This window comes from Jiangella alba (assembly GCF_900106035.1).
Lineage (GTDB): Bacteria > Actinomycetota > Actinomycetes > Jiangellales > Jiangellaceae > Jiangella > Jiangella alba.
Genome location: NZ_FNUC01000001.1, coordinates 252,196 through 265,742 on the forward strand (window position 1 = coordinate 252,196; position 13,547 = coordinate 265,742).

General features: G+C 72.8%; 11 protein-coding genes. 5 read left to right on the plus strand and 6 right to left on the minus strand.

Features of this window, described 5'->3' with window-relative positions:
- Positions 1-28 precede the first annotated feature (28 nt).
- From BLV02_RS01290 to BLV02_RS01310, 5 genes are read left to right on the plus strand one after another with little or no spacing between them, the layout of a single operon-like run.
- Complete coding sequence (locus BLV02_RS01290; RefSeq protein ID WP_216094206.1) at positions 29-1,369, plus strand: ABC transporter substrate-binding protein; 1,341 nt, start codon at positions 29-31, stop codon at positions 1,367-1,369.
- Positions 1,366-2,301 (plus strand): carbohydrate ABC transporter permease, encoded by a 936-nt coding sequence (locus tag BLV02_RS01295; RefSeq protein ID WP_069111263.1) that lies wholly within the window; start codon positions 1,366-1,368, stop codon positions 2,299-2,301. The genes BLV02_RS01290 and BLV02_RS01295 overlap by 4 nt, the downstream gene beginning before the upstream one ends.
- Positions 2,298-3,182, plus strand: a complete 885-nt coding sequence (locus BLV02_RS01300) for a carbohydrate ABC transporter permease (protein ID WP_069111264.1) — start codon at positions 2,298-2,300, stop codon at positions 3,180-3,182. Before BLV02_RS01295 ends, BLV02_RS01300 begins: the two co-directional genes overlap by 4 nt.
- Positions 3,179-3,877 (plus strand): hypothetical protein, encoded by a 699-nt coding sequence (locus tag BLV02_RS01305; protein ID WP_141711557.1) that lies wholly within the window; start codon positions 3,179-3,181, stop codon positions 3,875-3,877. Before BLV02_RS01300 ends, BLV02_RS01305 begins: the two co-directional genes overlap by 4 nt.
- 13 nt (positions 3,878-3,890) lie before the next feature.
- Positions 3,891-6,422, plus strand: coding sequence for a GH116 family glycosyl hydrolase (locus BLV02_RS01310; protein ID WP_143045038.1), 2,532 nt, complete (start codon positions 3,891-3,893; stop codon positions 6,420-6,422).
- A gap of 34 nt (positions 6,423-6,456) precedes the next feature.
- Here BLV02_RS01310 and BLV02_RS01315 read toward each other — a convergent pair whose 3' ends face one another.
- The 6 genes from BLV02_RS01315 to BLV02_RS01340 are packed head-to-tail and all read right to left on the minus strand — an operon-like array spanning position 6,457 to position 12,905.
- Positions 6,457-8,016, minus strand: a complete 1,560-nt coding sequence (locus tag BLV02_RS01315; protein ID WP_069111267.1) for a right-handed parallel beta-helix repeat-containing protein — start codon at positions 8,014-8,016, stop codon at positions 6,457-6,459.
- Between the two features lie 24 nt (positions 8,017-8,040).
- On the minus strand, positions 8,041-8,856 hold the full coding sequence (locus BLV02_RS01320; protein ID WP_069111268.1) for a carbohydrate ABC transporter permease: 816 nt from the start codon (positions 8,854-8,856) through the stop codon (positions 8,041-8,043).
- A complete protein-coding gene (locus BLV02_RS01325) occupies positions 8,853-9,800 on the minus strand; it encodes a carbohydrate ABC transporter permease (protein ID WP_069111269.1) in 948 nt (315 codons plus the stop codon). Before BLV02_RS01325 ends, BLV02_RS01320 begins: the two co-directional genes overlap by 4 nt.
- A complete protein-coding gene (locus BLV02_RS01330; RefSeq protein ID WP_069111270.1) occupies positions 9,797-10,855 on the minus strand; it encodes an inositol monophosphatase family protein in 1,059 nt (352 codons plus the stop codon). Before BLV02_RS01330 ends, BLV02_RS01325 begins: the two co-directional genes overlap by 4 nt.
- Positions 10,852-11,520, minus strand: a complete 669-nt coding sequence (locus BLV02_RS01335; RefSeq protein ID WP_069111271.1) for a glycerophosphodiester phosphodiesterase — start codon at positions 11,518-11,520, stop codon at positions 10,852-10,854. The genes BLV02_RS01330 and BLV02_RS01335 overlap by 4 nt, the downstream gene beginning before the upstream one ends.
- 20 nt (positions 11,521-11,540) lie before the next feature.
- Positions 11,541-12,905 carry an ABC transporter substrate-binding protein gene (locus BLV02_RS01340; protein ID WP_069111272.1) on the minus strand — a complete coding sequence of 455 codons (1,365 nt, stop codon included), beginning with the start codon at positions 12,903-12,905 and terminating at the stop codon, positions 11,541-11,543.
- Between the last annotated feature and the right edge of the window lie 642 nt (positions 12,906-13,547).

Sequence of the window (13,547 nt, forward strand, 5' to 3'; positions counted from 1 at the left end):
TTCCGAGGCGTCGATCAAGGAGGATCCGGTGCCCTTCACCCCAGACCATCCGGCCGGCGGGGTCGGACCCCTCTCGCGCCGCCGGTTGCTGCAGCTCATGGGCGCCGCGGCGGCGGTCCCGGTGCTCGGTTCGACCACCGGCTGCGAGAGCCCCGGCTCCACCAGCGGCGGCGGCGGAGACAGCGGCGGCGACACGCTGACGTTCGTGTACCGCGGCGACGCCAACCAGCAGGAGGCGTTCAAGCAGCTGTTCGCCGAGTTCAACAAGGTCGAGCCGGACATCAAGCTGAAGGCGCAGGGCATCGCCGCGGACACCTGGGGCGACTTCTCCAACACGGTGGCGACGCGCATCGCCGGCGGCCAGGTGCCGGACATCATCCAGATCGCCACCGAGGGCCAGCGCATCTTCGCGTCGAAGGACCTGCTCGAGCCGCTCGAGCCGTACCTCGAGCGCGACAAGGACATCGTCGACGACTACTTCGCCGACATCGACCCGAACCTGGTCGAGTGGAACACCAAGTACGCGTCGCACGACGGTCAGACGTACTACATCCCGGGCGGTTACAACACGGTCTGCTTCTGGTACAACACCGAGACCTGGGCGGCCGCCGGCGCCACCCCGCCCGCACCCGGCTGGACGTGGGACGACTTCCTGGTCGCGGCCGAGCAGCTGAAGGCGGCCGGGGTGTACATCCTGCCGATCGGCTCCGACCCGTTCACCGCGATCATGCCGTGGATGCTCACCAACGGCGGCTCGCCGCTGGACGAGGACTGGGCCACGGCGACGTTCGACAGCCCGCAGTCGATCGAGTCGCTGCAGTTCTGCCGCGACCTCATCGCCAACGGCTACGCGCCCGAGCCGGGCGGCGCGTTCGACGCCGGCGAGGCGCTGACGAAGGGCACGCTGGCCGCGATCGCGGGCGGGCGCTGGCCGGTCATCGACATGCGCCGGCTCGAACTGGTGGACAAGATGGCGATCGTCCCGATGCCGCAGAAGGCCGGGCCCGGCTCGCCGGTCGGCTGGGACGCCTGGCCGATCACCAAGGCGTCGGAGAAGAAGGACGCCGCCTGGACCTTCATCAAGTTCATGATGTCGAAGGAGGCCGGCGAGTACTACGCCTCCATCGGCGGCACCATCGTCCCGGCCCGGCTGTCCGTCGCGAACAGCCCCGCGTTCACCGACAACGCGCCCGAGGGGACGACGGCGCTGGCGGAGGCCATCTCGTACGCGACGCCGGTGCCGTCGCCGGACCGCGGCGCCGAGGTGCAGACGGCGATGATCAACGCCTGGGACAAGGCGCTCAGCGGCAACGAGGCGCCGGAGGCGGCGCTCGCACAGGCGAACGAGGAACTGGCCGGCCTGCTATGACGACCGGCCTCGCGGCGCCCCCCGACGCCGGCGCCGCCGCTCCCCCGCGGCGCCGCGCCAAGCGCCGTCAGACCCTCGCGGGCTGGGCGTTCCTCAGCCCCGCGCTGGTGCTGTTCCTGCTGTTCGTCGCGGGGCCGTTCGCGTTCGCGATCTTCCTCAGCGTCCACTCGTGGGACCTGCTGACCCCGCGCGAGTACGTCGGGCTGGAGAACTTCCGGCAGTTGTTCTCCGACCCGCTGCTGCCGAAGGCGCTGCTGAACACGTTCCTGTTCGCGCTGGCGTCGGTCGTGACGCACGTGTTCGGCGGGCTGCTGCTCGCGCTGGCGGTGAACCGGCCGATGAACCGGTTCGTCTCGTACTTCACGCGAAGTGCGGTGTTCTTCCCGTACCTGCTGTCGTGGGCGGCGGTCGCGCTGCTGTGGAAGTACGTGCTCGACCCGACGTTCGGGCTGGTGGCGTACTACCTGGACAAGATCGGCATCGACGCGCCGAACTGGTTCGTCGACCCGTCGTGGTCGCTGCCGGCGATCATCGGCATCGACTTCTGGTACACCATCGGGTTCACCTTCGTGATCATGCTCGCGGGCCTGCAGACGGTGCCGTCGGAGCTGGTCGAGGCGGCCCGCACGGACGGCGCCAACCGGCGCCAGGTGTTCTGGCACGTGACGGTGCCGATGATGTCGCCGGTGCTGTTCTTCGCCGTGATCATCACGTTCATCGGGGCGTTCCAGATCTTCGACCCGATCCAGATCATCACCAAGGGCGGCCCCGACGACGCCACGATGACCATCGTCATGTTCCTGTACCAGACCGGGTTCCAGGCCTTCCAGATCGGCTACGCGTCGGCCATCGCGATCCTCGTGTTCGTCGTGATCATGGCGGTGACCGGCCTGCAGTTCCTGGTCGCGCGGAAGTGGGTGTACGACCGATGAGCCTGCGCGTCGACGTCGACGCGAACGAGCTGCTGAAGCCGCGCGAGCGCAACCGGCGGCGGCGCCGTCCGGGCGCCATCGCCTTCGACGTCCTGATCCTCGTGATCGGGCTGCTGATGGCCGCGCCGCTGATCTGGCTGTTCGCCGCCAGCGCCACCGAGCCGGGCGAGGCGTTCACGCTGCCGCCGAAGTGGCTGCCGTCGCCGTTCTCGACCGAGAACTACTCACGGGTGCTGGAGCTGATGCCGTTCGGGCGGATGGCGCTGAACAGCCTGATCGTGGCCGTCATCAGCGTCAGCGGGTCGCTGCTGGTGGCCGTGCTGGCGGCCTACGCGTTCTCGCGGCTGGCGTTCACCGGGCGCAACCAGGTGCTGGTGGTGCTGCTGAGCGCGCTGATGGTGCCGGCGCAGCTGACGATCATCCCGGTGTTCGTGCTGATGCGGAACCTCAACCTGGTGGACACGCTGACGTCGCTGTGGCTGCCGGCGTTGATCAACGTGTTCGCGATCTTCTTCCTGCGCCAGTACTTCAACTCGATCCCGCGCGAGCTGGACGAGGCGGCCCGCATCGACGGCGCCGGGCACCTGTGGATCCTGTTCCGGATGCTGGTGCCGCTGTCCGGGCCGGCGCTGTCGGCGCTGGCGATCCTCGGCTTCCAGGCGTCGTGGAACAACTACTTCGGCCCGCTGATCTTCATCTCCAGCCCGGAGAAGATGACGCTGCCGCTGGGCCTGGTGACGTTGCAGAGCGGGCAGGGCGGCGCGCCGGCGGCGGTCGTGTTCGCCGCCATCGCGATGGTGGTGGCGCCGGTCCTCGTGCTGTTCCTCGCGTTCCAGCGCAACTTCGTCGCGTCGGTGGCGACGGCCGGGCTGCGGGGATGACGATGCGGACGTTCGCGCCCGCGGCCGTGGCCGTGGAGGAGGACTGGCTGCGCCGCGGCGCCCGGGCGCTGTGGTCGCGGGCGCCGTGGGTGCTGGCCGCGTCGGCGCCGGTGCTCGCCGTCGCCGTGGCGGCCGACTGGCTGAGCGGCGGGCGGCTGCTGGTCGCCGTCCCGGTGGCCGGGGTCGCCGGGGCGCCGTTCCTGGTGGCGCTGGCGATCGTCGCGCAGCGGCTGGTGCTGGACGGCGAGGTGCGGGCCCGTGACCTGCGCGGGCCGGGCTGGGCGCCGGCCGTCGGGGCGATCTGGGCGGCGACGGCGGCGGTCACGCTGACCCTCGCCGCCTTCGAGGTGTACGGCCGGACGGGGTCGGCGGCGGCGCTGGTCCCGGCGCTGGCCGGGTGCGTCGTCGCCGCGTACGCCATGGCGCTGGCGCCGGCCGCGGTCGCGCTGCTGCTGGACCGGCCGGGCGCGCCGTGGCGGCACGTCTGGGTCGTCGCGCTGCTCGCCGCCGCCCGCCGGCCGGTCCCGGTGCTCGGCGGCTGGGTGGCCGCGGCGCTGCTGGGCTGGCTGGCGCTGCGGCTGCAGGTGCTGCTGCTGCTGGTGCCGGGCGTCGCGGCGGTCGTGCTGGTCAGCGCCGCGTGGACGGCGCTCGCCGGGCTCGGCGTCGCGCCGTCGCGCCACACCTCCGATGACTGACGGAAGGACACCGATGCCCCGCACCATCCCCCATGCCGAGGGACGGCACGTCGCGATGCCGCTCGGCGGCATCGGCACCGGCACGGTGGCGCTCGGCGCCGACGGCGGGCTGCGGCAGTGGCAGCTGCACCACACCGGCAACCACCGCGGCGACCTGCCCGGCTCGTTCCTGGCACTGCGGGCCACCCAGTGGGAGCCGCCGCTGGACGAGCTGCGCGTGCTGCAGGCGCGGCCGGTTCCGGGCCCGCACGCGCCGACGCCGCTGGTCACCGACGACGCCGTCCCGGGCTGGCAGGCCGAGCTGGCGACCACGCACGGCTTCGAGACGGCCGAGTTCAGCGCGACGTACCCGTCGGCGCGGGTCACGCTGGCCGACGCCGCCGTCCCGCTGGACGTCACGCTCGAGGCGCTCAACCCGCTGGTGCCGATGGACGAGGACGCGTCGTCGCTGCCGGTCGTCATGCTGTCCGTCACGCTGCGCAACACCGGTGCGTACCCCGTGCACGGGCAGCTCGGCGCCGCGCTGCAGAACGCCGTGGGCCACGACGGGGTGTCGCCGATCGACGGCGTGCAGGGCGCGGGGTACGGCGGCAACACCAACCGCGTCACCCGCGGCGGCGGCTGGACCCACGTCGTCATGGAGAACCACACGCTGGCCGCCGAGCACCCCGGCGCCGGGCAGCTGGTACTCGCCGTCGACGACCCGGACGCGGCGGTGCTCGCGCAGTGGCGGCGGCCGGAGGAGTTCCTGGCCTTCCTGCGCCGCCGCGGCCTCAGCCGGGCCGGTGCGCTCAGCGGTGAGCCCGGCGCCAGCCTGCCCGGCGCGACCTGGAACGGCGGCATCGCGGCGCCGTTCCACCTGGAGCCCGGCGAGAGCACGCGGCTGCGCGTCCTGATCGCCTGGCACTTCCCGAACCGGTACGTCGACTTCACGCAGTTCGGCCCGCAGCGCCCGGAGTGGGGCCCGACCCGGTTCTGGCTCGGCAACCACTACGCGCTGGCCCACGCCGACGCCGCCGACGTCGCCCGCACGGTGGAGTCGCGGTGGGACGAGCTGGTCGAGCGGACGTCCGCCTGGACCGGCCTGCTGGCCGCGAGCGCGCTGCCGGCCGACGCCGTCGAGCACCTGGCGGCGCAGGCGGCGTTCCTGCGCAGCCCGTCGTGCTTCCGCGCCGCCGACGGCCGGTTCTTCGGCTTCGAGGGGGTGAACGGCGCCTCCACCCTCGGCCACGCCGGCGACACCGGTGGGTCGTGCCCGCTGAACTGCACCCACGTGTGGACGTACGCGCAGGCCGTCGCGGCGCTGTTCCCCGGCCTGGAGCGGTCGATGCGCGAGACCGAGTTCGACGTCATGCAGGCTCCGGACGGGGCGATCCCGCACCGCGTCATCGTCCCCGCCTACCTGCCGCAGCTGTGGGACGTGCCGATCGGCGGGCCGGACGAGCCGGCGCTGGACGGCATGCTCGGGACCGTCCTCAAGACCTACCGCGAGGTGCGCGCGACCGGCGACCTGGACTGGCTGCGGCGGTACTGGCCGCGGCTGCGCCGCCTCGTCGAGCACGTCCGCGGCCGCTGGGACCCGTCCGCCTCGGGCGTGCTGCGCGGCGTCCAGCCCAGCACCCACGACATCGACCTCTGCGGCGTCAACCCGTTCATGGGGTCGCTGTGGCTGGCCGCGCTGCGGGCGCTGGAGGAGCTGGCGCTGCTGGTCGACGAGCCGGAGTACGCACGCGAGCACCGCGAGCTGTTCGAGCGCGGGTCCGCCGCCTACGACGAGCTGCTGTGGAACGGCGAGTACTACCAGCAGCTGCTCGAGCCCGGCGACGACCCCACCTTCCAGTGGGCCACCGGCTGCCTCACCGACCAGCTGCTCGGCCAGTGGTGGGCGCACCAGCTCGACCTCGGGTACGTGCTGCCGCGCGAGCACGTCGTCACCGCGCTGCGCTCGATCGTCCGGCACAACCTGCGGCACGGGTTCGACGGCTTCGAGCACCCGTACCGCGTCTTCGCCGACGGCGACGACACCGGCGTGCTCATGTGCACGTGGCCGCGCGGCGGACGCCCCGCCGTGCCGACCCGCTACTGCGACGAGGTGTGGACCGGGTCGGAGTACCAGCTCGCGGCGGCGTGCCTGGCCGAAGGGCTGGACGACGAGGGCTGGGCGGTGCTGCGCGGCGTCTGGGCCCGCTACGACGGGCGGCGGCGCAACCCGTACAACGAGATCGAGTGCGGCGACCACTACGTGCGCGCGATGGCCGGCTGGTCGGTGCTGCCCGCGCTGACCGGCGCCCGTTGGAACGCCGTCGACGCGACCCTGCGGCTGCGGCTGCCGGACGACGGCGCGAGCTGGCCGGTCACGCTGGGCACGGCGTGGGGCCGGGTGTCGCGGGCCGGTTCGGATGTCGTGCTCGACGTCGTGCACGGCACGGCGGCGGTGCGACGGCTGGAGCTGCTGGCGCCGTCCGGCGAGGTGGTCGCGGCCGCTGACGCGGGGCCGGACCTCGCGGCGTCGTCGGCGCCGCTGGTCTTGCGGCTGGCCGGCTGAGCCGGTCCCGGGCGGGCCCGGGACCGGCCGCCCGTCAGGCGACGCCCGCCGGGTCGGTCAGCGAGCCGCTGCCCTGGTCGTCGACCGGGCCGGTCGTGTAGCCGCCGCGCAGGTCGTTGCCGGTGTGCCAGGTGCCGGTGGCGCCCGCGCCGATGGCGATGCCGTACGCCGCGTCGCCGCGCACCACGTTGCCGCGCACCACCACCTCGGCGACCGTGCCGGTGACGCGCACGCCCGCCGCCGTCGCGTCGTCGGCCCGGTTCTGCGCCACCAGCGCCGCGTTGCTGGCGTCGGCGACGACGATGGACTCGCCGCCCGTGCGGGCCACCGCGTTCGACGTCACCACCGCCCGCGGCGCGTCGTGCAGCCGGATGCCGGCGCCCTCGCAGTCCTCGACCACGTTGCCGCTGACGACGCAGCCGTCGGTGCGGTAGACCGAGATGCCCTCCATCGCGACGCCCTCGACCACGTTGTCCGCGACGGTCAGCCGGTGCGTCCGCGCGTTGTTCAACCGGCCGACGCAGATCGCCGCGTCCGGCGGCCGGCCGGCCGCCTCCTGCACCCCGGCCAGGCCGCGCAGGGTGTTGCCGGAGACGACGACGTTGCCGCCGGTCTGCACGCCGGCCGGGCCGATCTGGATGCCGCCACCGCCGCCGACGATCTGGTTGCCCTGCACGACGCCGTCGAGCCAGTCGTAGAGCCGGACCGCCCACTCGGTGCACTGGTCGGCGTAGTTGCTGACGACCCGCAGGCCGGTGTGCTGGTGGCCGTCCGGGCCGCCGTGCGAGCCGACCAGCCGCGGGTACGACGGGAAGTCCGCCGACGGGCCCGCGTAGCAGCCGCTGACCTCGACGTCCTTGCAGCCGTAGAAGTCGGGCGCGCCGAACAGGGTGAAGTGGCCCGGGCCGCCGGCGTAGTCCATGTGCACGGCCTCGGAGTACTGCCGGTTGCCCTGCGGGTCGGAGAACCCCTCGAACCGGCAGTTCACCACCCGGACCGTCTCGACGGCGTTCAGCTCCATCGCGTGCCAGCCCTGCACGTCGCGCACGCGGACGTCGTACACGCGGATGTTGCGGCCGTGGCTGAACGAGAAGCCGTTGCCGTTGAGCGCCACGTTCGAGGCGTTGACGTCCCAGACGCCGCCCTGGATGACGATGTCCGACTCGCCGTCGAAGCCGGTCGCGGTCATGTCGCCGAGCACGCCGTTGCCGACGATGCTCGGCCCGTCCGTCCGGCGGATCACGGTGGTCGCGGTGGCCAGCACGGTGGTGCCGCCGAACACCGTCAGCATGGTCGACACCGGGTACGTGCCCGGCGGGATGTACACCGTCCGGCCGCGGCCCTCGTCGAGCGCCGCCTGGATCGCCGCGGTGTCGTCGGCGACCCCGTCGCCCACGGCGCCGTGGTCGCGCACGTCGACCACGAGGTCGCCGCGCTGTACCGGGTCGGACAGCCCGGGTGGCGGCGACGCCGGCGCCGCCGTCGTCCGTCCCCAGGCCGGGGTCGCGGCGGCGAGGCCGGCCGCCGAGACCGCGCCCGCGGCGGCGACGCGCAGCAGGTTCCTGCGGGCGGGATGGTGCGGTGGTGTCGTCACGGAGTGTTCTCCTCTCGGTAGGAGCTACTTGCCGGAACCCGTGGTGAGGCCACGGATGATGTTGCGCTGGAAGAAGTAGATGAGGATCAGCATCGGGATGATCGCGAGCGTCACGCCGGCCAGGATCAGCCCCGGCTCGCGCGCCTCCAGCGACCGCAACTGGCTCAGCCCGATCTGCAGCGTCTGCATCTCCGGCGTCCGGGTCACCAGCAGCGGCCAGAAGTACTTGTTGTAGGTGGCGATGAACGCGTAGATCGCCAGCGCCGCCAGGGCCGGCCGCGACAACGGCGTCAGGATGGAGAACATGAACCGCACGTGCGTGCAGCCGTCCATCCGGGCCGCCTCGTAGATCTCCCGCGGGAACGCCGCGAAGAACTGCCGCAGCAGGAACGTCCCGAACCCCATCGCGAGGAACGGCAGCGTCAGCGCGGGGAACGTGTCCAGCAGCCCCAGGTTCGAGACGGTCAGGTAGTTGGGGATGATCAGCGACTCCCCCGGCACCATGATCGTCAGCAGGAACAGCGCGAACAGCGTCCGCTTGAACGGGAAGCGCAGGAACACGAACGCGTACGCCGACAGCAGCGACGTCACCAGCACCCCGGCGACGACCACCAGGGCCACGCCGATGCTGTTCGCGTACTGCCGCACCAGCGGGATCGCGTCCAGTACGTCCACGTAGTTCTGCAGGGTGACGCTGCTGGGGAACAGCGCCGGCGGGAACGTCGTCAGCTCCCGGTCGGTCATCAGCGACCCGGCCACCGCGTAGTAGAGCGGGAAGACGATGACCGCCGTCAGCGCCGTCAGGCCCGCGTAGGTCAGGGCGCGCCGCAGGCCGCTCATCCGTAGAACACCTTGCGCTGCAGGACGCGGAACTGCGCCCACGTCGCGGCCGTCACCACCAGCAGGAGCACCACGGCCTGCACCGACGCCAGCCCGTAGTTGCTGCCGCCGTAGGCGAACGCGCTCTGGTAGATGCCGTACACCAGCGTCGTCGTCGAGCCGTTCGGGCCGCCGCCGGTGAGGATGTGGATCTCGCCGAACGTCTGCAGCGAGTTGATCGTCATGATCACGACCAGGAAGAACATCGTCGGCGTCAGCAGCGGCAGCACGATCTTGCGCACCACCGTCCACCGCCCCGCGCCGTCGATGCGGGCCGCCTCGTACAGCTCGTCCGGGATGCCCTGCAGGCCGGCCGACGCGACCAGCAGCGTGTAGCCGACGTTGCTCCACACGCACACCACCGCCAGGCTGGGCAGGGCGTACGTGGGGTCGGTCAGCCAGTTCACGCTGTCCAGGCCGACCATCTTCAGGATGCCGTTGAAGACGCCCACCGCCGGGTTGAAGAACACCGCGAACACCACGGCCGTCGCCGCCGCCGAGAACCCGAACGGCGTCGACATCAACGTCCGGAACACGTTGATGCCGCGGATCCGCGCCTGCAGCGTCAACGCCAGGAACACCCCGATGACGACGCTCGGCAGCGCCGTCAGCACCACGAAGATGCCCGTCGTCAGCGTGATGCGGCGCAGGTCCGGATTGGAGAAGAACTCGGTGTACTGGTCCAGCCCCACGAACTGTGTCGGCAGCCCGAGCAGGTCGTTGGCGTGCACGCTCAGCCAGAACGTGCGGACCAGCGGGTAGAAGGCGAACACCGCGAAGATCGCCATCGACGGGAGCAGCAGCAGCGCCGCCGTCGTCACCTCGCGCCGGTCGTAGCGGCGGCGCTTCGGCTGCGCCGCCGCTGCCGGGCCGGCCGTCGTCCCCACCTTCGTCGCGACGCTCATGGCGCCGCCTCCGCCTCGCCCGTGCCGACCCGGCCGCCCGGGACGCCGGCGGTGGCGCCGTCGTCTGCGGTGGCGCCGTCGTCAGCGGCGGCGTCAGCGGCGCGGGCGCGGGCCTGCTGCCATGCGCGCCGGATCTCGTCGGCCACGTCCGGGCGGGCCACCCCGAGGCCGCCCATCGGCACGTCGCCCGCGACCCCGTCAGGGTCGAAGACCACGCAGCCGGCCTCGGCCGCGATGAGCGCGCCGGCCAGCACGTCCCACGGGTTGTAGTGACCGCCGAGGACCGCGCCCGTCGCCCGGCCCGCGCCGACTGACGCCAGACTCAGGGCGCAGGAGCCGAGGACGCGGGTGGCGGTGAACCGCTCCTGCAGGTCCGTGATCAGGCCGTACATGCCGGGCCACGGCAGCAGCCCGGACCACTCGGTGAGCAGCAGGCCGCCGCGCAGCCCGACCCGATCCCCCTCCCCGCCGGCCGCCACCGCCACGCCGTCGACACGGGCGCCCCGGCCGCGGATCGCGGTGAACGCCTCGTCCCGGTACACGTCGTGCACCACGCCGACGGCCACCCCGCCGGCGTCGACCGCGGCGATACTGACCGACACCCCCGGCAGCCCGTGCACGAAGTTCGTCGTGCCGTCGATCGGGTCGATGTACCACGTCAGCCCGCCGTCGCCGGCCTGCGCGAGCCCCGCCGCGGCCCCGTCGGCACCGTCCGGCCCCGCACCCGCCGCCTGCTCGCCACCGTCCGGCCCGGCACCCGCCGCCTGCTCGCCACCGTCCGGCCCGGCACCCGCCGCCTGCTCGCCACCGTCTGGCCCGGCACCTTCCGACCGGCCGGCCTCCTCGCCGATCACCACGTCGCCGGGGAAGGCGGCCAGCAGCGCGGCCCGGATGTGCTCCTCGACCTCGCGATCGACCGACGTCACCCAGTCGCCCGGGCCGGCCTTCTCCTCCGGGTCGCCGGGGCCGGGCCGCCGCGACGTGATGTGCCGCTGGGCCCACCGCGCCGCCTCCTCGGCGACCGCCAGCGCCGCGCCGAGGTCCCGCCCCGTCATCGGCTCGCCGCCGAGGCCGCGGCCGCGCCGATCAGCGGCAGGTCGTTGGTGATGATGCCGGTGATGCCCAGCTCCAGCGCCCGCCGCAACGCGTCGACGTCGTCGATGGTGTAGGTCCACCAGGTGGTCAGCCCGGCGGCCCGGTAGGTGTCGAGGCTGGACTCGGCGAGGTCGGCCCAGCGCACGTTCATGATCTCCGGCCGCAGTTGGGCCAGCAGCTCCGGCGGCGGCGTGCTGGCGCCGGACCACGAGAGCGCCAGCCGCGCGTCGGGCAGTTCCGCCCGTACCTCCTGCAGCACGTCGGCCTGGCCGATGAACACGCACCGCGGCAGCGCGCCGGCATCCCGCAGGACGGGCACCGCGCGGGCGACCGTCCCGGCGCCCTTGCAGTCGACGATCAGCGTGATGGCGATGTCCGCGGCGACGTCGGCCAGCGCCGGGATCACGTCCGCGACGTCGGCGTGGTCGGTCTCCGCGAGCACGTCCGGCCGCCCCCAGATGCGCCCGAGGTCGGTGTCGTGCAGCAGGACGGGGACGCCGTCGCGGGTGGTCCGCACGTCGAACTCGACGGCGTCGGCGCCGAGCGTCTGCGCGTGCCGCAGCGAGTCGAGCGTGTTCTCGGGATGTTCACGGGGCGTGCCGCGGTGGGCGATCAGAGTGAGCAAGGTGCTGCCTCTCGTTGTCGTCAGTTCGCGCCGACGGAGTCGTTGTACTGCTCGATGACCGAGGCCAGACCGGCCGCGCCGTCCACGAGCGCCTGCCGCGGTTCCTTCACGCCGAGCAGCGACGCCTCGATGGCGTCGTTCATCTTGTCCCGCGCCTGCGGCATGACCCCCATGAGGCAGCCGGTGGTGTTCAGGCCGTCCGGGGTGGCGGAGAGCTGCTCGCCGGCCAGCGCCAGGCCCGGGTACTGGTCGAGCACCTCGCTGTACTCGGGCAGCTCGACGGCCTTGGTGTTGACGGGGACGTAGCCGGTGCGGGTGGACCACATGGCCTGGCTCTCCGGCGACATCATGAACGCCATGAAGTCGAAGACGGCCTCCTTCGCGGCGTCGGGCTGCCCGGCCAGCGCCCACAGCGAGCCGCCGCCGAGGATCGGCCCACCGGCGTCGCCGGCCCGCGGCATCGGGTACGGCGCCACGCCGACCTCGAAGTCCGCGCCGTCGACGATGTCGCGCAGGTTGGCCGACGTGAACGTCATCATGGCCGCGTTGCCCGCCTGGAACGCCGCCGAGGCGTTGTTGGCGTCGCGCCCGACGTTGATCGCCAGCCCGTCGTCGACCATGCCGGTCCACCACGTGAGGATCGACTCCGTCACGTCGCTGTCCCACTCCACCGTCGTCGCCAGGCCCTCGCGCCCGTTGCCCTCGTCGCAGTACGGCGCGTCGGCGACGGCCAGGTACTGCTCGACCAGGTAGCCGTCGATGGACGACACGAAGCCGTACTCGGTGCTGCCGCCGCGCAGTTGCTCGGCCGCCGCCCGGATGTCGTCGAGCGTCCGCGGCGGCGACTCCGGGTCCAGCCCGGCGGCGGCGAACGCGTCCTTGTTGTAGTAGAGCGTCGGCGCCGACACGTTGAACGGCATCGACTGCACCACGCCGTCGACCGTGTAGTAGCCGACCACCCGCTCGTTGAGGTCGTCGAAGGAGTAGCCGGCCTGGTCGGCCAGTTCCTGCACCGGCGTGGCCAGCCCGGAGTCGTACATGAACCGCGTGCTCAGCTCGTTGACCTGCACCATGCTCGGCAGAACGCCCGACTGCGCCGACGCCCGCAGCTTCGTCAGCGTGTCGTTGTAGTTGCCCTGGTAGATCGCCTCGACCGTCACGCCGGCGTCGTTCTCGTCGTTGTAGCGATCGACCAGCTCGGTGATCGCCTCACCGTTGCGGCCGGCCATCGCGTACCAGAACGTGATGGTCCCGTCGAAGTCGCCGCTGCCGTCGCCGCCGCCGCTACCGCCGGCCGCTCCGCCGTCGTCTCCGGCGCTGCAGGCGGTCGTGAGCGCCAGCGCGGTCAGGACGGCGCCGGCGGCGGTGAACACTCTGCGCTGCATGTGATCCTCCGCTGCTGCTGATAGGTATGCCCGATTTGGTGTGAGGACCGTAACAGAATTAACGCGAGTTTCGATAGAGTTAACGCGAATTGCTTCACTGTGGTGAGTGGGTGGGCGGATGGGCGTCGGTGCGGGAGCTGCCCATTGGGGGCGTCCGCCGAGGTGGCGGGCGGCCTCGGCGCGGGACGGGCAGGCACCGAGCCGACGCGACGGCCGGGCCATCGGTGGCGCTCACCCACCAGCAACCTCGGGCGACCGGGCGGCGGCAGCGGGCCGCAAACGGCGGGCACGCGGCTGAGCGGGCAGCGTCCGCCGAGGTGGCGGGCGGCCTCGGCACGGGACGGGCAGGCACCGAACCGACGGCGACGGCCGGGCCATCGGTGGCGCTCACCCACCAGCAACCTCGGGCGACCGGGCGGCGGCAGCGGGCCGCAAACGGCGGGCACGCGGCTGAGCGGGCAGCGTCCGCCGAGGTGGCGGGCGGCCTCGGCACGGGACGGGCAGGCACCGAACCGACGGCGACGGCCGGGCCATCGGTGGCGCTCACCCACCAGCAACCTCGGGCGACCGGGCGGCGGCAGCGGGCCGCAAACGGCGGGCACGCGGCTGAGCGGGCAGCGTCCGCCGAGGTGGCGGGCGGCC

What these genes read in the sequence shown, in the direction of transcription:
- BLV02_RS01295 (WP_069111263.1), top strand. Translation starts at nt 1,366, where the DNA reads ATGACGACCGGCCTCGCGGCGCCCCCCGACGCCGGCGCCGCCGCTCCC.
- BLV02_RS01300 (WP_069111264.1), top strand. Translation starts at nt 2,298, where the DNA reads ATGAGCCTGCGCGTCGACGTCGACGCGAACGAGCTGCTGAAGCCGCGC.
- BLV02_RS01305 (WP_141711557.1), top strand. Translation starts at nt 3,179, where the DNA reads ATGACGATGCGGACGTTCGCGCCCGCGGCCGTGGCCGTGGAGGAGGAC.
- BLV02_RS01310 (WP_143045038.1), top strand. Translation starts at nt 3,891, where the DNA reads ATGCCCCGCACCATCCCCCATGCCGAGGGACGGCACGTCGCGATGCCG.
- BLV02_RS01320 (WP_069111268.1), bottom strand. Translation starts at nt 8,856, where the DNA reads ATGAGCGGCCTGCGGCGCGCCCTGACCTACGCGGGCCTGACGGCGCTG.
- BLV02_RS01325 (WP_069111269.1), bottom strand. Translation starts at nt 9,800, where the DNA reads ATGAGCGTCGCGACGAAGGTGGGGACGACGGCCGGCCCGGCAGCGGCG.
- BLV02_RS01330 (WP_069111270.1), bottom strand. Translation starts at nt 10,855, where the DNA reads ATGACGGGGCGGGACCTCGGCGCGGCGCTGGCGGTCGCCGAGGAGGCG.
- BLV02_RS01340 (WP_069111272.1), bottom strand. Translation starts at nt 12,905, where the DNA reads ATGCAGCGCAGAGTGTTCACCGCCGCCGGCGCCGTCCTGACCGCGCTG.